This is a genomic window from Arthrobacter sp. ISL-65, assembly GCF_018613795.1.
Lineage (GTDB): Bacteria > Actinomycetota > Actinomycetes > Actinomycetales > Micrococcaceae > Arthrobacter.
This window is the reverse complement of the sequence record NZ_JAGGPN010000026.1, coordinates 41,139-65,672: the sequence shown is the minus strand read 5'-3', so window position 1 is coordinate 65,672 and position 24,534 is coordinate 41,139. Positions and strand designations below refer to the sequence as shown.

The following is a 24,534-nucleotide window of genomic DNA, read 5'->3' as shown; positions in this document are numbered from 1 at the left end:
GCTGCACGCCCTTCGGCAAGCCCGCCGCTCAACTACCCCAAGGGCTCGGAGCCGGCGTCAGGGGGTTGCTTGGCGTTCGTAGCCTGCAATGTTGGCGAATTCTGTGGCGTCAAGGCTTGCGCCGCCGACCAGCACGCCGTCGACGTCGGTTTGGTGCATGATTGCTGCGGCGTTGCTGGCTTTGACGGAGCCGCCGTAGAGGAGCCGGACCTGGGCGGAGACGTCCGTGTCGAACAGACGGGTCAGTTCGGCGCGGATAGCGTGGCACATTTCCTGTGCGTCTTCGGGCCCGGCGACTTCCCCGGTGCCGATGGCCCACACAGGCTCATAGGCAACAACGAGAGTGGCGGCCTGATCGCTGTTGAGGCCTTCAATGCCGGAGCGGAGTTGGGTGAGGGTGTGCTGGACGTGCCTGCCGGCCTGTCGGATGTCCAAACCCTCTCCGACGCACAGCACGGGTGTGAGTGAGTGGCGGTAGGCGGCCTTTGCCTTGGCGTTGACGGTTTCGTCGGTTTCGCCGTGGATGGTGCGGCGTTCGCTGTGTCCGACGAGCGCGTACTTGCATCCGAGCCGGGCCAGGAGTTGGCCGCTGATGTCGCCGGTGTAGGCACCCCCGTCGAATTGGGACAGGTCCTGGCCACCGCAGACGAGGTTCAGACCGTCATCCTGGATGAGAGATCGCACTACGCTCAGGGTGGTGAAGGGTGGAAAGAGGGCAACTTCCACGCTCCCGTAGTCGTGTTCTGCGTCGGTGAGGCACACTGCCAGTTGTTGCAGCAGGCCCGTGCCCTGGACGTGGTCCATATTCATTTTCCAGTTGCCAGCGATGAGGGGTGTCCGGTCAAGGATGGTGTTGGGGGACGTGCTCATGTATTCCTCCGTATTTGCTGGGTGTTCTAAGAGTTCGACCTATTGCTGGGGCCCGGGATGGGGCGCCAACAAGGTGCTTCTGGAATATGTAAGGGCTTGCCCTAGGACTGCGGTAAGGGTTTTGTGGGCTGGAGCCGTGTTCCGTCCAGGTTGTGCAGGAGATGCCGCGTCCCCATGCCATAGCTCCTGATCCAGATGATGTTCGACTGTTCTGTCTTGGTCTCGATACGCGCCACGTAGGAGTACCCGCCGTGTTCCGTAACTTCGACGAGATTGCCTGGCTGCAACGAGGTCCAGTCCTGTGGTTCAGGGTGCGAGGTGTCGTCATTGCCCGCCTGGCGCATTGCCCGCTTCATTTCCGCGTCTCCCGGAGAGTTTCGGGTGCCGCAGTGGAAGCAGCGGGGCCAGCGGACTCGCTCACAGTCCGTCGCTGTGTAGGGCCTTTTTTACTGGCTGCTCGTGTGTTTACGGGTGGCATGAAGATTGTGCTCTCATTTAGAAGCAGGGTTTGGAAGGATGAGGCTCGGTCTGCATGTTCTGGGAGGATGAATCGGCCGCCTCAGGAGTTAGCCGGCGCCCCGCAGAGAATCTCAATTCACTGCTGCATTAGTATGAACTCTAGGTTTTGGAACAATCAGACAGGAAAATCCATGGCACTTGCTCACATCGAGGAGGCAGTCGCTGCCCTTAAAGCTGGAAAGCCGATCATCGCTGTGGATGATGAGGACCGCGAGAACGAGGGCGACATCATCATGGCCGCCGAGCATGCCACGCCGGAGTGGCTGGCCTGGATTATCCGGGTTTCCAGCGGTTTCGTGTGCGCCCCGATGACCAATGGACTGGCAGATGCTTTGGAGCTGCCGCTGATGACCGAGGACAACAAGGACTCCCTCCGCACCGCCTACACGATCACTGTGGACGCTGCGGGCCAGTCAACGACCGGTATCAGCGCGACCGACAGGGCCCGGACACTCCGGGTTCTTGCCGATCCTTCCTCCGGTCCGGCAGACCTGATCCGTCCCGGCCATGTGCTCCCCCTGCGTGCAGTTGATGGGGGAGTGCGGCAACGTCCAGGCCACACCGAGGCTGCCGTGGACCTGCTGAAGCTTGCCGGTCTCGCCCCAGTTGGTGTCATCGCCGAAGTCGTCGCCGATGACGGTGAAATGATGAGGCTTCCGGGCCTGCTGGAACTGGGGCACGAAAAGGGACTGCCCGTGATCAGCATCGCCCAGCTGGTTGCCGCCCTGGAGAGCTGACCCAGGGCGGCACCGGCAAGAGGTTTATTGGGCGCAAAAGCCGCCGTCGACGAGGAGGTCGATGCCGGTACAGAAGGATGCTGCGTCCGAGAGGAGGAACACCGCCGGTCCGGCCATTTCGGACGGGTCGGCGATTCGCTTCATCGGCGTTTCGTCGGCGAAGAGTTGCATCTGGTGGACCATTTCGGGGCGGGAGTTCATCTTGGTCATGGTGTATCCGGGGCTGAGGGCGTTGACGCGGATGCCGCGCTCGGCCCATTCCATGGCCAGGGACTTGCTCATGTGAATGACGGCGGCTTTGGCGCTGTTGTAGTGTGCCTGCAGCAGGCCGCGATTGACGATGCTTCCGGACATCGAGGCGATGTTCACGATGGACCCGCCGCCGTTCCGGAGCATGGCGCGGCCTTCGGCCTGGCAGCTGAGGAAGACCCCGGTGACGTCGATGTCGTAGACCTTTTGCCACTGTGCCAGCGGCATGTCTTCGGCGGGGGCGGCGTTGGCTATGCCGGCGGAGTTCACCGCCAGGGTGAGGGGGCCAAGGTCGGCCTCGATCTTGGCCACGGCCTCTTCGAGTTCGTCGGCCTTGGTCACGTCGGCTGCGACGAAGATGGCCCGCCCTCCGGATTTTTTAATGCGCTGGACGGTTTCGTCGGGTCCGTCGCCGGGGAGGTCAACGATGCCGATGGCGCCGCTTTGCTGCGCGATACCGTACGCGATGGCCTGCCCGATGCCGGATCCGCCTCCGGTTACGAGGGCTGTCCGGCCGTCCAGGGCGAAGCTGAGTTTCGGGTTCAATTGCTGTCCTTCAAGTTTTAGGGCGCTTTGTCTGACTCCAGCTTCAGCGCAGTTTTTTTGTCCGTGATGAGTACGTTGATCCATTTGCCCTCAGCGGCTGCCCGTATCGCGGCGTACTTCCTGGCGCCGCCGGCGATACCGATGCGCCTGTCGACCCGGAGCATCTGCTCCGGGCTGATGCCCAGGACGCGGTCATTGAGGTCGGACTCGATAAGTGTTCCGTGTTTGTCGAAGAACCGCAGGCAGATATCGCCTACCGCACCTGACGCGGCGAGGGCGTTGAGGTTGGATTCGTTGAGTGAATTGCCTGACTCCCGCAGGAGCGGTGACGGTTCGATGCTTCCGATGCCGACCAAAAGCGTATCCAGCCGGTCCCAGTCGGCGGCGACCTCAGCGACAAAGGGGTCCTCGAGCAGGGCGTCCCGGCCGCCGCGGCTGGAAACAATGCCGGGCGCGGGCAGGTAGCGGGGGGTTCCTTTGGTGACTGTTGCCAGCCGGTCGGCAAGGTGCGTGGCCCGCACCTGAACTTCGGGATTGCCGACTCCGCCGATGACCTGGACGATGCTTTCCGCGGTTTTGACGTTTCGTGGGGACATCGCGTCCACCGTTGCCAGCAGTGTCGAGGACCAGGACGACAGCCGACCCTGTTGCCTCCGGTGAGGGTGACTTCAAGGTAGCCGGCGGCCGTGGCACCGATACCGCGGATGATGGCTGCTTCGTCGTCGGTTTGCAGGTCGGCGATGACGACGGCGGACAGGCCGTACTTGGCGGCCACGGCGTCCTCCAGGTCCGATTCGGTTCCCGGGGGTGCGACGACGATGGTCCGGACGATGCCTTCACGTACAGCGTCGGTCAGCCAGCGGGAGACCCGGGACTGGGAGACGTTGAGCTTTTCCGCGATGTCCGCCTGGCTCAGGTTTTGCTCGTGGTACATCCGCGCGGCTTTGACCATCAGGCCCAGTTGCTCGGGGTTGAAAGTCCTGGTTCTCGGTGCCACGGCGTTCCTTCGCTTCTCGTCAGGCAAGGGTCCAATTATTTCATGTAATTCCTTTCTCCTAGAGTGTGGCCAGTGACATGACTTTGGCTGGGGTGGCTTCGGCGGCGTCCAGGATTCCCTGGTTTCGTCCGCGGGCCAGGACCATGACACGGTGGGCGAGGCCCAGCACTTCCTCGAGGTCGGAGCTGACCACAATGACAGCGTTACCATTGCGGGCCAGGTCGGCTACGACTTCGTAGATTGAGGCGCGCGCGCCGACGTCGATGCCCCGGGTGGGTTCGTCGAGGATGATCAGGCGCGGGTCGCGCTGCAGCCATTTGCCGATCACGACTTTTTGCTGGTTGCCGCCAGAGAGGGAGGACACAGGCAGCGCCACGTTGCCCTTCATTCCGATGCCCTTGGCCACAGTGGAGGCGAAGCTTCGGACTTTGGACGGTGCGATCCAGCCCGATGAGCTGACCTTTCCCATGTTGGGGAGGGCGATGTTGTTCTCGATGGTGTCGCTGACGACCAGGCCTTGCTGCTTGCGGTCCTCGGGGATGAGCACGACGCCGGCTTTGATGGCAGCCATCGGGTCGTGTGGTTTCAGGTCTTTCCCGTCCACGACAACTGTGCCCAGCCGGTGCTCGGCGCCGGCTATGGCGCGGACGAGTTCGGTGCGTCCGGCTCCCACGATGCCTGCGATGCCGAAGATTTCTCCGGCACGGACGGTGAAGGATACGTCGGTGAAGTCGCCGGCCTTGTCGTGCAGGTCTTTGACTTCCAGCACGATGTTGTCGGAGGGCGGGGGCACTTCGGGGAAGAGCCGTTCGACGGGCCGGCCGACCATTTCTTCTACCAGCTGGTGGGGGGAGACCTCGCCGGAGGCGTGTTCAGTGATCTTTTTGCCGTCCCTGAGCACGACGATGCGGTCGGCGATCAGGGCAATTTCGGCCAGGCGGTGGCTGACGTAGATGAAGGACACGCCCTCAGCCTTCAGCGCCCTGACGCACTCGAACAGGGCGTCGGTTTCGGCCTGGCCCAGTGCTGCGGTGGGCTCATCGAGGATGAGTAGCGATGCGTCAAGCATGAGGGCCTTGGCGATCTCGACCTGTTGCTGCCCGGCGACGCTGAGGTCCCGAACTTTGGCGTCCATGCTGCCGTTGAAGCCGAGACGTTTGAGCTGGTTTTTGGCTTTCTCGCGCATGGATCGTGCGTCGAGGAATCCGTTGCGCAGGGGCCACCGTCCGACCATGACGTTCTCGGCAACGGTGAGGTCGGGCAGTAGCCGCATTTCCTGGTGAATCAGCCCGATCCCGGCTGCGATGGCGTCCCCGGGGGATGTCGGTGCGTACGGTTCCCCATTCCAGGTCATGGTGCCGGTGGTCGGCTGGGTGACTCCGGCGATGATGCTGGAGAGGGTGGATTTGCCGGCCCCGTTTTCTCCAAGCAGGGCAACGACTTCCCCGGGGTTGATGTCCAGGTCAATGTCCTGGACGGCGATGGTGCCGGGATATTCTTTCGTGGCGCCGCGGACGCGGAGTCCACGGGTGTCCGCTGTAGGCATTGAGAGCTCCATTGGCTAGGGGAAACGGCCGGGCGGGCGGCGCCCCTGAGGAGGCGCCACCCTGTGACGGTCAGGGGTGCTTGGTGATGAAGGGGTCGACGTTGTCCTTGGTGGTGAGGACGCCTTCCTGAAGCTGCTCGGCCGGAACCTTTTCGCCGTTTGCCAGCTTGACTGCGGATTCAAGGGCGAGCTTGCCCATGCCCTGCGTCGGCTGGGTAATCGTTGCGGCCAGGGTGCCGTTCTTCACCGCTTCCAGGCCGGCCTTGTCGCCATCGAAACCGACGATGGTAACGCCCTTGACGCCGGCGTTGCGGACGGCCTGTGCTGCTCCGAGGGCCAGTGCGTCTGCACGGCCGAAGAAGATGTTGATGCTCGGGTTCGCCTGAAGCATGTCCGTGGCGAGCTGGTAGCCCTCGTCCTGGGCCCACTGCTGCGAGGCCTGGCGGGCGACTTCCTTGATGCCGGAGAACTGGCTCATGGCTTCCTTGAAGCCGGTGTCGCGGGCGACCTCCGGGGTGGTTCCGATCTGGCCCTGGATGACGCCGAGCTGTCCCTTGCCATCGACCTGCTTTCCGACCCATTCACCCAGCGTTTTGGCGGCCCCGACACTGTCGGTGGCAATGAAGGTGTCGCCTGGTGCGCCTTCGGGGTTGCGGTCGACAGCGACGATGGGAATGTTCGCTGACTTGGCCGCGCGGACCGGGACGGTTGCTGCTGTGGCTCCGGCCGGGATGTAGATAATCGCGTCAACCTGCTGAGTGATGAAGTCCTGGATCTGCGAAACCTGGGTGTTGGAATCGCCCTTGGCGTCGGCGACGACGACCTTGACGTTTTGTGCCTTGGCCGCCGCTTCGACGGACTGGCGGATCTGATTGAAGAAGTCTGCCTGCTGGTTTGCTACCGCCAGGCCGACGGTCTTCTGCTTCTCCCCGCTGGCTCCGCCGGTGCCGGCGTTTCCGCCGCAGGCTGCCAGGGAAAAGGTGGCCGCCACGGCGACCGCGGCTACTGCAATTTTTCTGAACATGTTCATCTCCATTGATAAATTCGGGTGGGTACTGCTTGAGCGGTTAGTGGGTATGGCTGATCAGGCCCGCTTGCGGCGGAGGACGTCTGCCATCACGGCTATGGCAATGACGAGGCCGATGACGATCTGCTGGATGAACGGTGAGACGCCCAGCAGGTTCAGGCCGTTGCGCAGCACACCGATGATCAGGACGCCGATGACGGTGCCGCCGATGCGCCCCACGCCGCCGTTCAGGCTCGCGCCGCCGATGACGACTGCGGCGATGACGTCGAGTTCATAACCGATGCCTGCGCTGGGCTGGGACGAGTCCAGACGGCTGGCGAGGACGATGCCGCCCAGGCCAGCCAGGGCGCCGGCTGCGACGTAAACCCAGATGGTGACCTTCTTGACGTGGATCCCGGCCAGGCGGGCGACTTCGGCGCCGCCGCCGATGGCGTAGATGGAGCGTCCGGAGGCTCGGTACTTCAGCCAGGCCCAGGCCACCAGGTACAGGGCGAGGACCACCAGCAGCGTGACGGAGAAGAAACCGAGGTACCTTTCGGACGAGAAGTTGAAGAACCACTCCGGGTATCCCACGATCTGCTGGCCGTCGGTGATCAGGTTCGCCAGGCCCCTGCCGATGGACATCATTGCCAGGGTCGCGATGAACGGTGGCAGGTTGGCGTAGGTGATGCCCAGACCGTTGAGTGACCCGGCGGCGGCGCCGACGGCGATGGCTGCCAGCATAGCGGTCCACATCGGCCAGCCTCCCTGGTGGGAGAGCCAGCCCAGAACCATGGTGGAGAGTCCGAGGATGGAACCTACTGACAGGTCGATGCCGCCAGTGATGATGACGGCGGTCGCCCCGACGGACAGGATGCCGAGCACGGTCACCTGGTCCAGGATGTTGATGATGTTCCTGGCGGTCAGGAAGAAGGGCGACGCGAAGCTCAGGATGATGAACAGCGCGATCAGGCCCAGCAGGGCGCCGCCGCTGCCGGAAAACACGCGGGCGCTCAGTTGCGAGAACAGTGGCGCCTTCGCGCCGGTTTCTTGGGGGGCTCCACCGGGCCGGTGGGCTAGTTGTTGACTCATGATTGACTCCGTTGGCAGTAGAGGTTGGCCCTAGTTCATGAACATTCCGCCATCAATGTTGATGGCCTGTCCTGTGATGTAGCTGCCCGCGTCCGATGCGAGGAAAAGGAGCAGGTTCGCCACGTCGGTTGCTTCGGCGGGACGCTTGAGCGGGATGCCGTCGATCCATTCCTGGATCAGCTCGCCGGGCTTGTAGTCACCGAGGCGGCTTCCCCATTCGCGGTCGTTGTATTCCCACATTTCGGTTTTGACGATGCCGGGGCAGTAGCTGTTGACGCGGACACCTGACGGGGCCAGTTCCTTGGCCAGGGACTGGGTGAGGCCGATGACACCGAACTTGCTGGCCGCGTAATGGGGCGTGAAGATAAACCCTTGCCGGCCCTGCCCGCTGGAAGCATTGAGGATGACCCCATGCTCGCTGGCTTTCAGCAAGGGGGCGGCCTCCCGGCAACACAGAAAGACGGCTGTGGTGTTGACGGCGAGGACTTTGTTGAACTCGTCCAGGCTCAGCTCTTCAAGGTTCGCGATCGTGATGATCCCGGCGTTGTTGACGAGGATGTCCAGCCCGCCCCACAGCTGGACGGTCTTGGCGAAGGCTGCCTTGACCTCGGCCTCGTCGGTGACGTCCGCGACGGCGTAGTCGACGTCGAGGCCGGCCGCCCTGAGCTTTGCCGCTGATTCGCTGACCTGGGGGCTGCGGTCGACGAGGAGCACCGAGGCCCCGGCTTCGGCGAAGGCCTGTCCGATGCCGTAGCCGATGCCGCTGGCACCTCCGGTAACGAGAGCGCGGCGGCCGGTGAAGTGGCCCTGAAAAATTTCAGATGCGATCGTGGTCATTGGTGTCACTCCGTTATTGCGGGGGCGAATGCGTCGTGCATCGGGCCCGTTGAGGTGGGGATAAGGGCGGGGTTTTCCGGGGACCAGCGGGCCTTGGCCACGGCGTGTGACCAGCTTGCGCGCCGGTCGTGCGCGTCGTGGGCGGCCATGGCTGGCTCGATCACTGTCCGGTTCCGTGGCAGCCTTTCGACAGCCTCCCGGCTGAACAGGCCGGTCTCGATCGCCGCCATGTGGGCCACGCCGAGCGCTGAGAGATCCGGTACCGCGCTGCGCAGGACGGTTCGCTGGCTCAGGTCCGACTGCAACTGCATTAGCCACGTGTTGGATGTAGGTCCGCCGTCCGCCAGGACAGAGCCGATGCGCGGCGAAACGGATGTCTCTGCGGCCTGGAGCACGTCTTCGATCTGCAGGGCAATCGATTCGAAGGCCGCCCGGGCCAGATGGGCTGAATTCGTGCCGAGGTTGAACCCGCTGATCGAAGCCTCTGCCCGTTCGTCCCACCATGGTGCGCCGAGTCCGGCGAACGCGGGAACAATGTTGACCCCGCCGCTGTCCTCCACGGTCCGGGCCAGGGAGTCAAGATGCGAAACGTCACAGTCGAGCACCTTCGAGAGCCAGACCGCGGTGGCGCCCGTGGCGAGGATGTTCCCCTCGAAGGCATACCGTGGGGAGCCGTCATGCCAGGCCAGTGTTCGGACCAGACCGCCCATGTCCGCAGGGCGCACCTGGTCCTGGAGCAGGCCCATGACGGAGCTGCCGGTACCGTAGGTCGCCTTGACCGTCCCCGGGCCGCGGACGCCATGGGCGTACAGGGCCGAGTGCGAGTCGCCCATCACGGCGTGAACCCGGGCACCGTCGGCGACCCCGCCACGGAGGGGGGAACTTGCCGCGTTGGATGCCACGACCTCCGGGAGGATCTGGCGGGGAACGTTGAACAGTTCCAGCAGCTGCGGGTCCCAATCCAGGGAGTCCAGGTTCAACAGCTGGGTGCGGCTCGCGTTGCCCGCTTCGATCCGGTGTTCACCCGCCAGGCAGTAAAGCAGCCAGGAATCGACGGTTCCGGCCGCGATCTTGCCAGCCTTGCTTAGCCGGCGGTCCGGGTCGGCACTGTCGAGCAGCCATTGGATTTTCAGGGCCGAGAACATCGGGTCGATCGGCAGGCCGGTTGACTGGCGAACCAGTCCGTCGGCACCGTCGCTGATCAGGTTCTTGGCCTGCCCGGCGGTGCGCCGGTCCTGCCAGCCGAGAACCGGTCCCAGGGGCTGCCCGGTCTCACGGTCCCAGATCATTGCCGACTCGCGCTGGGTGCTCACGCCTAGGCCGGCGACCGTGTTCTCCAGTCCGTTAAGGCTGTCTGTGACGGCCTTGGTCACGCTGTCGCGGATGACGATCGGGTCCTGTTCGACCCATCCGGGCTGGGGGTGTTGCTGCGTGAGACTGACCTGTGCCCTGGCGATGATCCCGCCCGAGCCGTTCATGACCAGGGCCTTCGTAGCACTCGTGCCTTGGTCCACCGCCACGACGACGGCAGGTCCGGCAGCGGCAGGGGCCAGGTTAGTCACGGTGCAGGACCTCGCGTGCGGCCGCCGTGATGTGATCGGCCGTCAGACCGAAGTGGTCAAGGAGGAACGCGGTGCTGCCGGTGGGCGCAAAGTGGTTCAGGCCGAGGATGCGCATCGGAACGCGGGCTCCGTCCTCCAACTGGCCCACGACGCTGGCCACAGCTGCACCAAGGCCCCCGGCCACGTTGGCCTCCTCTGCCGTAACGATGGCCCCTGTCTGACGGGCCGCATCCTTAATGGCTTCCTCGTCGAGCGGGCTCAGGTAGGTGGCGTTGAGGACGCGGGCGGAGACTCCCTCGGAGGCCAGTGACGCCGCAGCCCAGAGGGCGCGGGACACTTCGGTGCCGGTGGCAATGATGGTGACATCAGTGCCTTCGCGGGCGACAACGAACTTTCCGCGTTCCAGACCGACGTTGTCCTCCGAAACGTGCGGGACCTTGAAGCGTCCAACCCGGATGTAAGTCGGCCGCGGGTCGGCCACGGCGTTGCGGACCGCGGCGCGGGTCTGGGCGCCGTCGGCCGGCACGACAATGTCCAGGCCCGGGAGTGGACGGAGCCAGGAGAAGTCTTCGACCGAGTGGTGGGTGGGTCCGAGCTCGCCGTAGGCCATGCCCGGGCTCATGCCGCAGAGGATGACGTTGTGCTGGCTGTAGGCGACGTCCGCTTTGATCTGCTCCAGGGAGCGGCCGGTCAGGAAGGGCCCGGCGGCGCAGACGAAGGGGATGAGGCCGGCGTTGGCCAGTCCTGCGCCGACACCAACCATGTTTTGCTCGGCGATGCCGACGTTGATCAGCCGGTCCGGGAACTCGTCACGGAATTTGGTCAGGTTGCTGGAGCCGACGGAGTCGTTGCACACGGCGACGATCCTGTCGTTGGTGCGGGCCAGAGCGATGAGTTCGTCGGCGAAGTCCTGGCGGTTGTCGAACGTGGGTGCGTCGTTCAGCACGGTGGTTGTCGTCATGACAGCTCCTGAAAAGCCTGAAGGGTTTGTTCTTGGGACGGTACTTTGTGGTGCCATTCGACGCGGTCCTCGATGAACGAGACGCCTTTGCCCTTGATGGTATTGGCGATGACAGCGACGGGGGAGCCCGTGGTGGAGGGGCGGAGGGCGTCGATGAGGTCGTTGTAATTGTGGCCGTCAACGACCCGCACTTCCATACCGAAAGCGGCAAGACGGGCATCGAGCGGATCCAGCCCGTTCGTCTCTTCGGTCCTCGCACCCTGCTGGAGACGGTTACGGTCAACGACGACGGTCAGGTTGTCCAGCTTCTGGTGGGACGCCGACATCAGCGCTTCCCAGTTGCTGCCTTCCTGCATTTCACCGTCACCGGTGACGACGAAGACCCGTGCGCCGTTGTTCAGGAGTTTGGCGCCGATTGCCGTACCCACCGCAACCGGGAGACCGTGACCCAGTGGTCCGGTGTTGGTTTCGACTCCGGGAACTTTCACTCTGTTCGGGTGCCCGTTCAGTGCCGACAGGGGCGCCATGAACGTGTCCAGTTCCGAGACGGGGAAGAAACCGCTGTGGGCAAGTGTCGAGTACAGGGCGGCCGCGCAGTGGCCCTTGCTGAGGATGAAGTGATCGCGATCTTCCTGGCGCGGGTTCTCCGGGTCGACGTTCATCACGGCGTCAAATAGGACGGTCAGGATGTCGGTGACCGAGAAGTCTCCGCCGATGTGGCCCTGGCCAGCGTCGGTAATCATTTTCAGAATCGAGCGGCGAGTGGCCTGGGCCCGTTCGTGCAGCGTCACGGCACGGGAGTCGGCGTCGCCGGCCAGGACTTCTTGGCGGAGGGATCGCCAGGTCGCGGCCTGGGAAGCGTCTGCTGTTAGCATTTTGCATATCCATTCAGTAGCGACTGTATGTGCAACAATGTTATGCATGCCACATTCCGGCTGTCAATACTTACTGAGCGAAGGGGTTGACATCCCAGCGCTAGCAACCCGCACGCTGGCCGACCCGCACGCTCATCAAGGAAGAGGAAGCAAAGTGACCACATCCCGCCCACTCCCACGGGTCCACATCGCCACCGACCACGCCGGCATGGAGCTCAGCACCCATCTGGTAAAGCACCTCAGCGGGAAGGGCTACGATGTGGTGGATCACGGCCCGAAGGAATACGACGCGCTGGACGACTACCCGTCGTTCTGCATCAACGCGGCGCTCGCAGTGGTGGCGGACCAGGAATCAGGCGTCCACGCGCTGGGCATCGTGCTGGGCGGATCCGGAAACGGCGAGCAGATCGCGGCGAATAAGGTCAAGGGTGTCCGTGCCGCCCTGGCCTGGAACCACGCCACCGCCACGTTGGCTCGTGAGCACAACGACGCCAATATCGTGGCCGTCGGCGGGCGCCAGCACAGCGTTGAGGAAGCCACGGTCCTGATCGAGGCTTTCCTGGAACAAACCTTCAGCAACGACGAACGGCACGTCCGCCGTATCGGCAAGATCGTCACCTACGAAACCGTCGGTGAAGTCGTTGGGTAACTCGTACCAGGGGAAGGGCACGCGGCGGAAACGGTCGTCCGTGGTGGCGCAGCACCCGGGCCGCCAGTGTCCACAATGAAGGAGGCACTGAATCACCCCTGTGCATGCGGCCCGGCTCCGCACCTTGGACATATATGCGCCAAGGCCGGTTTAAGCGTGAAAGAATCCTCGAATAACCTCCGAAGAAAGGAACTGCCCTTGTCACCCCTTGCCACTTCCAGCTTCCGTGTAGCGATCGTCAGTGCCCAATGGCATGCCGACATCGTTGATCGCGCGGTCGACAGCTTCCAGACGCGACTCAAGGAACTCGGCGTCAGCAACGTGGATGTCTACCAGGTGCCCGGGGCCTTCGAGATTCCGCTACTCGTCCGACGGCTCGCAGCATCCGGCCGATACGACGGTGTCGCAACCTCCGCCCTGGTGGTCGACGGGGGTATTTACCGCCACGAATTCGTCGCGCAAAGCGTCGTGGACGCCCTTATGAGAGTGCAGTTGGAAACTGACGTACCTGTCTTCTCCGGTGTCCTAACTCCTCACCAGTTCCACGAGCACGAAGAGCATCGCAACCAGTTTTCCCGGCACTTCGTGACCAAGGGGAAGGAACTGGCAGACGCTCTCGCCTCCACTCTCACATCATTGGCGTCCCTGTAACCTCAGCCCTGCTTTTACGACAACGGAGCAGTAAAAGCCGATACGGAATCTTGAAAGCCCGGCTCCATCGCGGGAGCCCGGCCCTGCTGCGGCCGCGCGGCATGTGCGGGTGATTACCAGAGAATGCCGACAATTTAGATTCCGTCAACCAGTAACGCGCTGGCTAATGCCAGGGGAGCGGATTCGTGCTGCTCAGTCTCATGGGCCTGGGTGCCCTACCGGGAGCGGATTTACTCCTCTGGTAGCTTGCGAGGGCGTGACTAGCTGTCCGCAGCACGCTTTGCGGCCACGGCGGTGTACTTCAGGGCATTGCCACGGGCGAGTTCGACGGGGTACTTCTGCGCGTTCAGGTCGATTTTGGCCCGGAGTGAAGTTTCTAGGTCGACGTCCAGCACGTCGGCGAGCCGCAGGAGGTCCCCAAAAACATCAGCCATCTCGTGTTCCACCGCGGTCCTGCTAGATGGGTCATTAAGCCATTCACTGACCTGCTCGTCCGGATGCTTTCAGTGCACATGGCACACAGGGCGAGGGTGGTGTAGATGGACGATCGGAACGACAAACAGCGAGGGGGAGCACCCTCAACTGTCGCGTTGAACGACCGGCTTACGGGGCGCGCTCATCCGGGGTTCTATCTTGTCTGACCTCGATTGGAACGTGTCCGAACGGGGACCGGCTTACGTGACCTTTTGCGGCAGGTCTCAGTCGTGGCAGCCGTACACTGTCTGTGAGGGGAGGCGGTCATGACGGGCCCACTTCTCGAGACGAAGTTCCACGTCCCCAGGCGGCGACTGGGTCTGACAACGCGTCCGAGGTTGAGCGAGCGACTGAACCGTGGAGCAGAGTCGACATTGACGCTCGTGTCGGCTCCGGCCGGGTTCGGTAAGACGACGCTGCTGACTGAGTGGCTGTCAGCCGCTGGCGCGGGTGAGCGGTCGGCGGCGTGGCTCTCGCTCGACAAGCGCGACAACGATCCCGCACTTTTCTGGACGTACTTCGTCACGGCGCTGGAGAGGGTGACCAACGGCGCCGGTGCGGCTGCGCTCTCGCTCCTGCAGTCGGCGCAGCCTCCAATCGAAGCGATGCTTGCCATTTTGCTCAATGACCTCCACGCCATCCCGAACGATGTCGTCCTGGTTCTCGATGACTACCACGTCATCGACGCGCGTGACATACAGGACGGGATCGCGTTCCTACTGGAGCATCTGCCGCCGCAGGTGCATCTGGTGATTGCCGGCCGGGCTGACCCGGTGTTGCCGCTGGCACGGTTGCGGGCACGTGGAGAGCTCGTCGAGATTCGTGCCGCTGATCTGCGATTCACTACAGACGAGGCGGCTGATTATCTCAACGGCATCATGGGAATAGCGTTGCCGGCCCGGGATGTGTCCGTGCTGGAGGGGCGCACCGAGGGGTGGATCGCGGCGCTCCAGCTCGCTGTGCTTTCGATGCAGGGCCGCGAAGACATTGCCGCGTTCATCGCGGGCTTTGCCGGGAACGACCGATACATCGTGGACTATTTGGTCGAGGAGGTTCTGCAGCGTCAACCGGAGGATGTCCAACACTTCCTGCTCCAAACTTCCGTCCTGGACCGGCTTACCGGCCCGCTGTGTGATGCCGTCACGGGACAGGACAATGGCAAGCTCAGACTGGCGGCTTTGGAGCGAGCGAACCTGTTTCTGGTTCCCCTTGACGACCGCCGTGAGTGGTATCGCTATCACCAGCTCTTTGCCGATGTTCTGCAGGCACGCCTGTTGGACGAGCACGGCGACGAGGTCCCGGATCTGCACCGGCGGGCAAGCGCATGGTACGAACAGAACGGTGAGGCGTTCGATGCCATCCGCCATGCCTTGGCCACGAAGGATTTCGAACGGGCGGCGGACCTCGTCGAGCTAGCGGTTCCCGCCATTCGGCGGAACCGGCAGGAGGCCGTGCTGCGCGCCTGGTTGAAAGTTCTCCCTGACGATGTGGTCCGCGTCAGGCCCGTGCTCGGGGTGGGGCTGGTCGGCGCGTTGGTCGTGACTGGCGATGTCGAGGGAGTCGAGGCCCGGCTGCGGGACGTCGAACGGTGGCTGGAGCCACCGACAGGAATGAGTAAGGCTATCCACGGCCGATCAACGGAAATGGTCGTAGCCGACGACGAGGAATTTCGCCGCCTTCCCGAAACGATCGAAGTGTACCGGGCCGCGCTGGCGCTCGGCCGCGGCGATAGATCCGGGACGGTGAGCCACGCCCAGCGTGCGCTTGATCTTGCACCTGAGGACGACCATCTCGGCCGTGCCGCCGCATGTGGTCTGCTGGGACTTGCCTATTGGGGGGACGGGGAGCTCGACGCAGCCCATCGGGCCTATGCCGAATGCATGGCCGGCCTGCACCGTGCCGGGCACCTCGCCGACACCTTCGGATGCGCTGTCGCCCTGGCGGACATACGCCTTGCGCAGGGGCGTCTCAACGATGCCATAAGCACCTATGAACAGGCCCTGGAGCGTGCTTCTGGACACCGCGGATCGGTTCTGCGGGGGACAGCGGACATGCATGTGGGGATGAGTGGGGTCTGCCGGGAGCGCGGCGACCTGCAGGGAGCCACCCGGCTCCTGCTGCGCAGCCAGGAGTTGGGTCCCGTTGGTGAGCTGCCTCAAAACCTGTATCGCTGGCGGGTCGCCATGGCGCGGATTCTTGAGGCAGAAGGTGATACAGCCGGTGCACTCGACCTCCTGGCTGAGGCGGAGCGGCTCTATGTGGGCGATTACTTCCCCAACGTACGTCCGGTACCGGCTCTGAAGGCACGGGTCCTGGTCGCGCAAGGGAGGTTGGATGAAGCGCTCGGCTGGGTGCGGGAGCGAGCTCTGTCGGCTGAAGATGACCTCAGCTACCTTCGGGAGTTCGAGCACATCACTCTTGCCAGGGTGCTCCTGGCCCGGTCCGCGAAAGACCGCTCAGGCTCCTCCCTCCAGGAGGCCATCCGGCTGCTGGGTCGCCTGCTGCGAGCGGCAGAGGATGGCGGAAGAACGGGAAGCGTCATCGAGATCCTCGTGCTTCAGGCGCTGGCTGACCAGACGCGGGGCGAGATCCCCGCGGCGCTTGCCTCACTGCATCGAGCAGTGGCGCTGGCGGAGCCGGAGGGCTACGTTCGCATCTTCGCTGATGAGGGCGCACCAATGGGATCCCTGCTGAGAGCGGCTGTGAAACAACGGATGGCCCCGGGCTACCTCCGCCGGCTCATGGCGGCCATGAACAACACCGAAAACACCGCGCCCGTCAGGCGGGGCCTGATCACGCCACTGAGCGAACGCGAACTGGACGTTCTCCGGCTGCTCGTAACGGACCTCGACGGCCCGGGCATCGCTCGCGTGCTCATGGTGTCCTTGAACACGGTGCGCACTCACACCAGTCACATCTACGCCAAGCTCGGCGTGAACAACCGCCGGGCAGCGGTCCGTCAGGCCCAGGAACTCGACCTGTTCTCCCGACCCAGCGAGCGCTAGCCCAAAGCCGATGCCGCGGACGGCCGGAAATTGGCGCCAAGGCCGGTGAATAAATCACCACGCTAATCACCACATGTGATGAGGCGCGGTCATTAGGTCTCCTTCTACTGTTCGATCAGGACAACGAACGGACGCTACCCGGGCTGAGGTCCATCCGGCCGGATAAAGCAAAAGGAGGGCACATGAGCGACATACCGATCGGCCATCACCACAACTCTGGATGGTACGAGATCCGCCTCGAAGGCCACCTGGATTCCCGGTGGGCTGCCTGGTTCGAGGCGCTGAGCCTGACGAACGAGAGCGACGGCACCACAGTCATCCAGAGTCAGGTGGCAGACCAGGCCGACCTGCATGGTCTGCTCCAGAAAGTCCGCGACATCAGCCTGCCCCTGCTATCTGTAACTCAGGTTGAACCGATAAGCCCCACTCCACCACAGAACCGCAAAGCTCATACTCCACCGGCGTCCCACGAAGGAGAACGACACCATGACCATCATCCGACCAGAAGCAGTAACGAAACGGGTCCCGATGGACTCGTTAAGGAAGACCGCGCTGGCCGCGGGCGTGCTCTACCTGATTACCTTTAGCTCAATCCCGACTCTCGCCCTCTACGGTCCAGTGCGAACGGACCCCAACTACATCACCGGCCCCGGCCCGGACACCGCCACGCTCTGGGGCGGAGCCCTGGAAATGATCGTAGCCCTTGCCTGCATCGGAACCGCGGTCGCGCTGTACCCGGTCGTTAAGAGGCAAAACGAAGCGGTAGCGCTCGGCTTCGTCGGCGCACGTGTCCTGGAAGCCGCTGCCATCGTCACCGGCGTCGTTTCTCTCCTATCGGTCGTAACCCTGCGGCAGGCCGGAGCCGTAGCAAACGCGCTGCCTACCGGGCAGGCGCTGGCTGCTATGTACGACTGGACATTCCTCCTCGGACAAACCCTTATGCCAGCCGTCAACGCCCTGCTTCTGGGTTCCCTCCTGTACAGGTCCCGTCTGGTGCCCCGGATTCTTCCACTGCTGGGACTCATCGGCGCCCCGCTGCTCCTCGCTTCCACCACAGCAACCTATTTCGGCATCAACGACACGCTCTCCGTATGGTCGGTAATCGCGACTGCCCCGATCGCGCTCTGGGAGTTTTCGCTGGGCGTTTGGCTGGTCGCCAAAGGCTTCAGCCCCAGTCCCATCACGAAAGGAATGACGGCTGCCGTCTCAGCACCCACCCGAAATGACGGCCCCGCCTGATCACCGAAAACACCAGCATCCGGACATCGATCAGAACTAAAAACGCGAACTTCTGCATCCAATAGGGGAACGGACGTGTCCTGACATGGGATGCACCCGGAGCAGCTCCGCCCATCAAGCCACCCACTACACACTCGCGAAAGAAGAACGCCATGCTCACGGTCGCCAGCCCATCTCCGGAAAAACAATCCCCTACCTTGGTTCCGGCCAGCCTCGCAGCAGTTACGGGCCTGGCCGCAGCCGCCGTCTTGTTCGTCAACGCGGCCAAGCGTGCCGAGCTGATTCCGGTTAGCTCAGCGACGCAGCTCGCTGCGCCCCTGGCGCAGGCACTCGCGATCATCCTGGTCATCGGCCTAGCCGCCGTTGCGATGCGCCAACCATCAAAGTTTTCCTCGGTCGCCCTCGCCCTGAACGTCGCCGGACTCGCTGCCGCGACCGGCGTGGAATGGGTCATCAATCTGGTGTTTGTCCGCCTCGATCCCTCCCAGATCGCTGCCCTGCGGGCCGGTCCGCTCGGAACAGCCTTTGTGGCAGCCTCGATGACCTTCCTCCTCGGATCAATCCTGTATTGCCTGGCGCTGCTGCGGGACCGCAAGGCGCCCCGGATCCCAACAATCGCCTACGCCATCGCCACCATTCCAATCGCTCTGCGCAACTTCGTCCCGGAGCTCGCACTCGATCTAGCCTTGGCGCTACTGGGCGCCTCAGTCATCTGGCTCGCCCTCTGGATGCTCAAAAGCCGCCCAGCAGTCGCAGCCCCCCGCACGTTGCCAGACCGTTCTCAGCCGCATGCGGTGTCCCCAGCAGGAGGAGCATTGAATTAGTTCGTCGACAGCCTCGCCACCTTGTTTGCTGGCCTGGAGCCCAGAGTCCCCGGGCGTTGTCCAATGGCTGGAAGCATCCGCAGATCAACCGGCATAACAACCGCTCAATGCAGGGACCGGACATTTCGCCCGGTCCCTGCATTGTCCGTGCCCGAGAGCCCGCAAACCCGCCATGGCGGCGATTAGTTTGGCGCAGCCGACGTCGGCAATTTTGTATACGTCGATAACAGTTTCCTCAGGCATGGATGTGAAACCACCCTCGATGCCTGCTGAAAACGCGGAAGAAGCGTATTGTCCCGGAACTGCTCCCAGCTCTCCTTCGATTCGTGGACCGCCAGAATCTCCAGCCACCGGTCGAAGGACCGGCGGCAGGTCTGCCCGGCGGGCAAGCGCCCTTCCCTGGATGAACCGCGGCAATAGGGGCTTCGTACTGCTCCCTAGTGCCCTGCGCAAAGAAATGCACAATTCCATAGGCCCTGGCGTTCATTGCTGCTCCCCTGGATGATGTGAATGGCGGGTGCACCCATGCTGGACCCTTGCTGACTCGTCGCAATAGGTACCACGAATCCGAGAAAAACAGGTCGCACGGGATCGAGGTCGCCGGGCAGTATCTGGACTTCGCGGGAGTGGCGGTCATGGTCATTGGGGCCGTGCAGTTGGTTTGGGCCCACCCAACCGCGCCTGACGTGGGATTTACATGGGCACAGGTAAGGAGGCGTTCTCTCATCTGATGAAGCCGTCCCACTCGAGCGCCGATGTCCATCCTTTCGTCAACCTTGGCACTCGATGCCGAGAGGACGCCTGTTCCTTTTGCCATTGCCTGATGGAGGTCAGGGGGCTATGCGCGCCTCATAGAGTGATGGCTGGCGCGGTGGAGAAAAGTTGAAGCAACAGTTGCTAGCCGGCCGGTGCCGGTTCCAACGCATCGAGGATCAACTCCAGCCCGTAGGCGAATTCGTTGCCGTAGTCGTAGCCGGGTTGCATGACGACCTGCGTGGCGATTTCGACCATGTATGGGTATTCGCCGGTCGCGAACTGTTCCATGATGGGACCGGCCACCTCCGCCATTGGCTTATTGCCTGCTGTGGGCAGTGCGGCTTCCTGGAGGGCGAACCCGTAGATGTAGCTGTCCAGTAGCGAGTAGGCCCGGGCGGTCTGTTGCACTGTAAATCCCGCGGCACGCAGTGCCCCCAGGGTTGCTTCGTGGTGCTTTAGGGTCGCCGGGCCGGGAGCTTTGCGGGATTCCAGCAGCCCGACAGCCCATGGATGCCGGCGCAGCACTTCGCGCGCCGAGTGGGCCCGGCGGCGCATCTGTTCCTTCCAGTCACCTCCAGGTTCCGGTGTGTCGATCTCGGTGAAGACGAGGTCCACGAGGCTGTCAAGGATCTGGTCCTTGTTGGCCACGTAGTAGTAGAGCGTCATCGGTTTGGTGCCCATGCTCTGGGCGAGAGAACGTATCGACAGGGCAGCGATACCGTCCTTGTCCGCCAACTCCAGAGCCTTCTGCAGTACCTTCTCGCGGCTGAGTGCCGGCCGGTCCCTGCCGCCGGCGCCTGAGTCCTTCATCATGTGCTCCTCCCGGCCCTTCCGCTTCCGTACATCGTACGATACCCTTCTCGTACAGCGTACGTAATCACCTGCAAATACAGAACGGCACGCTATGAAAACGCAGGAGCGCTCTCAGCGACGGGGCACCAGAAACGTGGATGATATGCGCGCTATCGTTCGGGAAACCTACGGGGGGCCTGAGGTGCTGCGCTTGGATCGGGTGCCCCGCCCTGTTGTCAAAGGCGACGAGGTGCTCGTCCAAGTCAGGGCGGCCGGCGTCGACCGCGGAGTCTGGCACATAATGACCGGCCTGCCCTACCTGGGCCGTCTCGCATTCGGAATTCGGAAACCGAAGGACCCGGTTCTGGGCCTGGATCTCGCAGGAACCGTAAAAGCGGTAGGTCCCGACGTCACGCGGTTCGCCGTCGGCGACGCGGTGTACGGCAGCGGCCGTGGTTCCTACGCCGAATTCGCCGTTGCACCCGAGACCAAACTGGCCGCGAAGCCCCAGACCCTCTCCTTCGAGCAGGCCGCGGCGGTGCCGGTCTCCGCAGTCACGGCGCTCCAGGGCCTGCGCGCCGGGAAGATCAGGGAGGGGCAGAAGGTGCTGGTCACTGGCGCGTCCGGCGGCGTCGGCAGCTACGCGGTCCAGCTGGCCAAAGCCTACGGTGCGCAGGTCACCGGAGTCTGCAGTACCGGCAAGGTCGGGTTTGTCCGTACCCTCGGCGCGGACCACGTCATCGACTACACCCGTGAGGACTTCGCAGACGCCGGCCCGTACGACCTCATCCTGGACATCGCGGGAAACCCGCCGATCTCGCGCCTCCGCCGCGCCCTAACACCCACAGGAACGGCCGTCATCACTGGCGGTGAGGGCGGCGGGAAACTGACCGGAGGCCTGCACCGCCAGCTCGGCGCCCTGGTGCTGTCGCCCTTCATCAGCCAACGGCTGACCATGTTCCTCGGCCTAGTCCGTGCCTCCGAACTACAGGAGCTCACCCCGCTCATCGAGACCGGCAAAATAGCGCCAGCCCTCGACCGGACCTTCACGCTGTCTGAGGCTAAGGACGCGCTCCACTTCCTGGAAGACGGCCAGGTATCCGGCAAAGTGGCGCTCACCATCTGACGGCCGTAATTCGCAGTCGAAATGAAGCTTCGCCAGGGAAGCGTCAGTGCAAACTTTGCCGTGAGTACGTGTGAGTCTGTGAGTTAGGCGCTTTGGCTCGGTCTTGGGAATTCCTAGGCCAAACCCGGAGGCCCGCTGGCTGGGGCACGGAAAGCGGCGGCGCACCGTTCACTGACCTGCTCGTCCCGTAGCGGCAGTAGCTCGCCTGCCTCGCCGGTCAAGGCCATGGTCAGGTTATTGGGCGTGGGGAACTGCTCCCAATCGCGGTCCCGGGAGAAGCCGCCCAACGGGGGCGTCAAGGACTCGGCACTCGATGTCCCATGCATCAGGACCGAGTTTGGTGACATCGTGGGGATGAAGGCGCGCAGCAGGCAGGGCTCGCTGTCCGGCGCATCAAACTAAGTGCTTGCGGCTGCGTGCCACCGGGAGTCCACACCGTTGTAGGCGCGAACGTACAGCCCGCCGTCGATGACGACGGACCAGATCCAGGTGGGGGTGCCGTAGGTGGTGCCGTCGGTGCGGAACGGGGAGATGTGAAGGTCGTCTGTGCTGGCGATGTCCGCGAGGACGGCAGGGTTCCAAAGGGTCATGGGGTGCTCCTGTCGGTGCGTGGGGGATCAAGGGCGAGGATGGCGAGGATCGCCGCGATCGCGACGAGGCCTGTGTATCCGAGGAACAGTTGCGGGAGGGTGATGAGCCCGGTGAGCCGTCCGGCGATGAGGGCGGGTATGGCGGCGCCGGAGTAGGAGATCACGTAGATCGTCGACAGTGTCGCGCCGCGCTCATGAGCGGGAGTGTGTTCGAGGATTGCCCGGGTGCCGCCGGACGCGAGCACCCCTTGAGCGATTCCGCCGAGCAGGCTACTGATCAAGAACGGGATGATCGCCCCGGCCCAGAGCGCGAGGAGGGCTCCGATCACCGCGAGGGTGAAGATGATCGCCCCGGCGCGGATCGCCCGGGGCGGGCCGAGTTTCCCGGCGATCGGGCCGCCGAGCGGGGCGGCGATCATGATCGAGGAGAACACGGCCGCTGCGACCAGGACGCTGTCGCTGCCGAGGTTATCGGTGGTGATCGTGGGCGCGAACGCCTGATAGAAACCGCCGATGCACCAGGTCGCGACGAACGCGGCACCGACCGCGAACACGAGCCTCCCTGCACCATTGGGGACGCTTACCTGTGGGCGGAGGGAGCGTCGTGCTCCCGGCGTAGGGGCACACGTCTCCGGCCCGAACAGGAAGCCGACGCCGAGGACGGCGAGGACGGCGGAGATCACAAGGAATGGGAGCGCTCTGGGCAGGGGTGCGGTCTCGACGAGGAGGGCGGCGAGCAGGGCACCGAGTGGGATGCCGAGCATCGGCCCGCTGCCTGTGACCATCGCGGGAAGCCATGCCGGTTTTCCTCGCGCCGTATCGAACACGTATGCGCCCATTGCAGATGCGGCCAGTCCGGAACCGAGGCCTTGGAGCAGTCGGGCGACCAACAACGCTGGCATCGTGTGCACGCCGCTCATCAGCAATGATCCGGCGATGGCGAAGCCGATAGAGCCGAGGATCACGGGTTTGCGTCCAATGTGATCGGAGAGTCGCCCGAGGAAAAGCAACGAAAACAGGGTGCCGGCGAAGTAGCCGACGGCGCCGAATGCGAGGTCTCCGGTCGCGATGCCGTCCTCGCCCCGGTACAGATCGTAAAGCGGGATGGGTGCCCCGGCGGCAGCAAACACCATGACGAAGGCGGCCGCCGCGATGACGAACAAGGCTCCGGCTGGAAGCCGCGCCGCAGCCTCGGACGAAGTCGTCAAGGTTCGGGTGTTCATGTGCCGATATCTCCGTTTCATGAATTCAGGGGTGGGCGGGACGCTGCCCAAGTGTGCGGAGGTCCGGCCCGGGCAGCGCTCGGGTCAGTTCTCGGGGGTGAGAAGGACCTTGATGGCGCGGCGTTCGTCCATTGCCTTGTACCCGTCGGCGACCTGCGAGAGCGGGAGGGTGAGGTCGAAGACCTTGCCGGGGTCGATCTCGCGCCTCCAAATCCGGTCGATCAGGTCGGGCAGGAACCGGCACACCGGTGCGGGGCCGCCGTGCAGGTGGATCTCGGCGAAGAACAGTTCTTCACCGGGAATTTGGATGCCATGCGCAACACCAACGAAGTCGAGGTGCCCGCCCGGACGGGTAGAGCGGATCGCCTGCATCATCGCTTCCTGCGTGCCGACCGCCTCGACGACGGAGTGCGCGCCGAGGCCGTTCGTGAGTTCCTTGATCTTCGCCACACCCTCGTCACCGCGTTCCTCGACGATGTCGGTCGCGCCGAACTCAAGGGCAAGCTTTTGCCGGGACTCACGACGGGACATGGCGATGATGCGTTCCGCGCCCAGCTCCTTGGCGGCGAGGATCGCGAGCAAGCCCACGGCGCCGTCTCCTACGACCGCCACGGTCTTACCTGGACCCGCCTCGGCGGCCACGGCGCCGAACCAGCCGGTCCCGAGCACGTCGGACGCCGCCAGCAGCGACGGGATCAGATCGGCTTCCGGCATTCCCGGGGTGGCTACCAAGGTGCCATCGGCCAGTGGGACGCGCAGCAGTTGCGCCTGGGCGCCGTTCGCGCCGACGAACTCGACGTGCTCGCACCTGGACTGGTAGCCGGCCAGGCAGATCTCGCACGTATTGTCGGAGGCGAAGAACGACACGACCACAAAGTCACCGACCTTGATCGTCTGAGCCGCACACGCAGGAAGCGGACACGCGCAGAATCGCGTCAGTGGGTTTCTCGATCACCGGGTCGATGCGCTCTTCGAGGCGCACGTCACCGGGGGCATGGATAGTGGCTCCTTACATTCTTAGTTCTCCTTCTCGGGGGTGAAGATCTTCCTGGCCACGCTCATCGCTGCCATGCCATTGGGCCAGCCGGTATAGAAGGCCAGCTGCAGGATCGTTTCTTTCAATTCGTCCTCAGTGATGCCGTTCTGACGGGCGAAATCGAGGTGGAAGGTGAGCTGCTCGGTCTTGCCCATCGCGGTAAGGGCCGCCACGGTGATCAGGCTCCGGTCCCGCTTGGAGAGGCCGTTCCGTTCCCAGACCTCGTCGAACAGCACCCGGTCGGTGTAGTGCACCATCCCGGGGGCAAAATCGCCGAAAGCGTTCTGGCCGCCGGTCCAGCCGGTCTTATGGGTGTCAGTCATGGGTGTTCCTCCTGCATCTCAGACGGCACAAAGCCGTCTTGTGGTGTGT

General features: G+C 63.7%; 23 protein-coding genes and 3 pseudogenes. 8 read left to right on the top strand and 18 right to left on the bottom strand.

The genetic code is table 11. The features are described 5' to 3' along the window. Positions 1-57: 57 nt before the first annotated feature. Together tpiA and J7I85_RS11410 are read right to left on the bottom strand one after the other, a co-directional pair. Entirely contained in the window at positions 58-870 is an 813-nt protein-coding gene (gene tpiA, locus J7I85_RS11415) for a triose-phosphate isomerase (protein WP_214851869.1), read from the bottom strand. 101 nt (positions 871-971) lie between these two features. Continuing rightward, the gene (locus J7I85_RS11410; RefSeq protein WP_214851868.1) at positions 972-1,226 is read right to left on the bottom strand and encodes a hypothetical protein; all 255 of its coding nucleotides are present in this window, start codon (positions 1,224-1,226) and stop codon (positions 972-974) included. Between the two features lie 294 nt (positions 1,227-1,520). Between J7I85_RS11410 and ribB the strand changes: the two are divergent. Further along, positions 1,521-2,120 (top strand): annotated as a pseudogene (gene ribB, locus J7I85_RS11405) (3,4-dihydroxy-2-butanone-4-phosphate synthase); the annotation flags it as partial. Positions 2,121-2,150: 30 nt separating this feature from the next. Here the strand turns inward: ribB and J7I85_RS11400 are convergent. The 10 genes and pseudogenes from J7I85_RS11400 to J7I85_RS11360 form a co-directional block, all read right to left on the bottom strand. Beyond that, entirely contained in the window at positions 2,151-2,921 is a 771-nt protein-coding gene (locus J7I85_RS11400; protein ID WP_251024250.1) for an SDR family oxidoreductase, read from the bottom strand. A gap of 17 nt (positions 2,922-2,938) precedes the next feature. Further along, entirely contained in the window at positions 2,939-3,517 is a 579-nt protein-coding gene (locus J7I85_RS25015) for a sugar-binding transcriptional regulator (protein WP_251024249.1), read from the bottom strand. Positions 3,518-3,804: 287 nt separating this feature from the next. Then, positions 3,805-3,855 (bottom strand): annotated as a pseudogene (locus J7I85_RS25910) (hypothetical protein); the annotation flags it as partial. A 121-nt stretch (positions 3,856-3,976) separates the two neighbouring features. After that, complete coding sequence (locus J7I85_RS11390) at positions 3,977-5,464, bottom strand: sugar ABC transporter ATP-binding protein (RefSeq protein WP_214851864.1); 1,488 nt, start codon at positions 5,462-5,464, stop codon at positions 3,977-3,979. A 70-nt stretch (positions 5,465-5,534) separates the two neighbouring features. Next, a complete protein-coding gene (locus J7I85_RS11385) occupies positions 5,535-6,488 on the bottom strand; it encodes a substrate-binding domain-containing protein (protein ID WP_214851863.1) in 954 nt (317 codons plus the stop codon). 60 nt (positions 6,489-6,548) lie between these two features. After that, entirely contained in the window at positions 6,549-7,562 is a 1,014-nt protein-coding gene (locus tag J7I85_RS11380) for an ABC transporter permease (protein ID WP_214851862.1), read from the bottom strand. A gap of 30 nt (positions 7,563-7,592) precedes the next feature. After that, a complete protein-coding gene (locus J7I85_RS11375) occupies positions 7,593-8,399 on the bottom strand; it encodes an SDR family NAD(P)-dependent oxidoreductase (protein WP_214851861.1) in 807 nt (268 codons plus the stop codon). 5 nt (positions 8,400-8,404) lie between these two features. Continuing rightward, positions 8,405-9,961 carry a glycerol kinase gene (locus J7I85_RS11370; RefSeq protein ID WP_214851860.1) on the bottom strand — a complete coding sequence of 519 codons (1,557 nt, stop codon included), beginning with the start codon at positions 9,959-9,961 and terminating at the stop codon, positions 8,405-8,407. Next, the gene (locus tag J7I85_RS11365) at positions 9,954-10,922 is read right to left on the bottom strand and encodes a transketolase family protein (protein WP_214851859.1); all 969 of its coding nucleotides are present in this window, start codon (positions 10,920-10,922) and stop codon (positions 9,954-9,956) included. Before J7I85_RS11365 ends, J7I85_RS11370 begins: the two co-directional genes overlap by 8 nt. Then, positions 10,919-11,797: a transketolase gene (locus J7I85_RS11360; RefSeq protein ID WP_214851858.1), complete on the bottom strand. Its 879-nt coding sequence runs from the start codon at positions 11,795-11,797 to the stop codon at positions 10,919-10,921. The genes J7I85_RS11365 and J7I85_RS11360 overlap by 4 nt, the downstream gene beginning before the upstream one ends. Positions 11,798-11,951: 154 nt before the next feature. Between J7I85_RS11360 and J7I85_RS11355 the strand changes: the two genes are divergently transcribed. Beyond that, positions 11,952-12,446: a ribose-5-phosphate isomerase gene (locus tag J7I85_RS11355; RefSeq protein WP_308159455.1), complete on the top strand. Its 495-nt coding sequence runs from the start codon at positions 11,952-11,954 to the stop codon at positions 12,444-12,446. Positions 12,447-12,644: 198 nt separating this feature from the next. Continuing rightward, on the top strand, positions 12,645-13,097 hold the full coding sequence (locus tag J7I85_RS11350; protein WP_251024248.1) for a 6,7-dimethyl-8-ribityllumazine synthase: 453 nt from the start codon (positions 12,645-12,647) through the stop codon (positions 13,095-13,097). 260 nt (positions 13,098-13,357) lie between these two features. On the opposite strand, the gene J7I85_RS11345 is transcribed toward J7I85_RS11350, so the two are convergent. Continuing rightward, on the bottom strand, positions 13,358-13,531 hold the full coding sequence (locus J7I85_RS11345; RefSeq protein ID WP_214851855.1) for a hypothetical protein: 174 nt from the start codon (positions 13,529-13,531) through the stop codon (positions 13,358-13,360). A 423-nt stretch (positions 13,532-13,954) separates the two neighbouring features. On the opposite strand from J7I85_RS11345, the gene J7I85_RS11340 reads away from it, so the two are divergent. The 4 genes from J7I85_RS11340 to J7I85_RS11325 all read left to right on the top strand — a co-directional run bounded on the left by J7I85_RS11340 (position 13,955) and on the right by J7I85_RS11325 (position 18,639). Then, positions 13,955-16,576 carry a LuxR C-terminal-related transcriptional regulator gene (locus J7I85_RS11340; RefSeq protein ID WP_308159459.1) on the top strand — a complete coding sequence of 874 codons (2,622 nt, stop codon included), beginning with the start codon at positions 13,955-13,957 and terminating at the stop codon, positions 16,574-16,576. A gap of 182 nt (positions 16,577-16,758) precedes the next feature. Next, positions 16,759-17,163 carry a hypothetical protein gene (locus tag J7I85_RS11335; RefSeq protein WP_214851892.1) on the top strand — a complete coding sequence of 135 codons (405 nt, stop codon included), beginning with the start codon at positions 16,759-16,761 and terminating at the stop codon, positions 17,161-17,163. Further along, positions 17,105-17,815, top strand: a complete 711-nt coding sequence (locus J7I85_RS11330; protein WP_251024246.1) for a DUF4386 domain-containing protein — start codon at positions 17,105-17,107, stop codon at positions 17,813-17,815. Before J7I85_RS11335 ends, J7I85_RS11330 begins: the two co-directional genes overlap by 59 nt. Before the next feature lie 197 nt (positions 17,816-18,012). Next, positions 18,013-18,639, top strand: a complete 627-nt coding sequence (locus tag J7I85_RS11325; protein ID WP_214851852.1) for a hypothetical protein — start codon at positions 18,013-18,015, stop codon at positions 18,637-18,639. Positions 18,640-19,536: 897 nt separating this feature from the next. On the opposite strand, the gene J7I85_RS11320 is transcribed toward J7I85_RS11325, so the two are convergent. Then, positions 19,537-20,208, bottom strand: coding sequence for a TetR/AcrR family transcriptional regulator (locus J7I85_RS11320; protein ID WP_251024245.1), 672 nt, complete (start codon positions 20,206-20,208; stop codon positions 19,537-19,539). Between the two features lie 142 nt (positions 20,209-20,350). Between J7I85_RS11320 and J7I85_RS11315 the strand changes: the two genes are divergently transcribed. Continuing rightward, positions 20,351-21,313, top strand: a complete 963-nt coding sequence (locus J7I85_RS11315) for an NAD(P)-dependent alcohol dehydrogenase (protein ID WP_214851851.1) — start codon at positions 20,351-20,353, stop codon at positions 21,311-21,313. 398 nt (positions 21,314-21,711) lie between these two features. On the opposite strand, the gene J7I85_RS11310 is transcribed toward J7I85_RS11315, so the two are convergent. The 4 genes and pseudogenes from J7I85_RS11310 to J7I85_RS11295 form a co-directional block, all read right to left on the bottom strand. Next, positions 21,712-21,903: a DUF2255 family protein gene (locus tag J7I85_RS11310; RefSeq protein ID WP_214851850.1), complete on the bottom strand. Its 192-nt coding sequence runs from the start codon at positions 21,901-21,903 to the stop codon at positions 21,712-21,714. After that, on the bottom strand, positions 21,900-23,111 hold the full coding sequence (locus J7I85_RS11305) for an MFS transporter (protein WP_214851849.1): 1,212 nt from the start codon (positions 23,109-23,111) through the stop codon (positions 21,900-21,902). The genes J7I85_RS11310 and J7I85_RS11305 overlap by 4 nt, the downstream gene beginning before the upstream one ends. Before the next feature lie 99 nt (positions 23,112-23,210). Then, positions 23,211-24,126: pseudogene (locus J7I85_RS11300) on the bottom strand (zinc-binding dehydrogenase). Between the two features lie 17 nt (positions 24,127-24,143). Continuing rightward, positions 24,144-24,485 carry a carboxymuconolactone decarboxylase family protein gene (locus tag J7I85_RS11295; protein ID WP_214851848.1) on the bottom strand — a complete coding sequence of 114 codons (342 nt, stop codon included), beginning with the start codon at positions 24,483-24,485 and terminating at the stop codon, positions 24,144-24,146. Positions 24,486-24,534 lie beyond the last annotated feature (49 nt).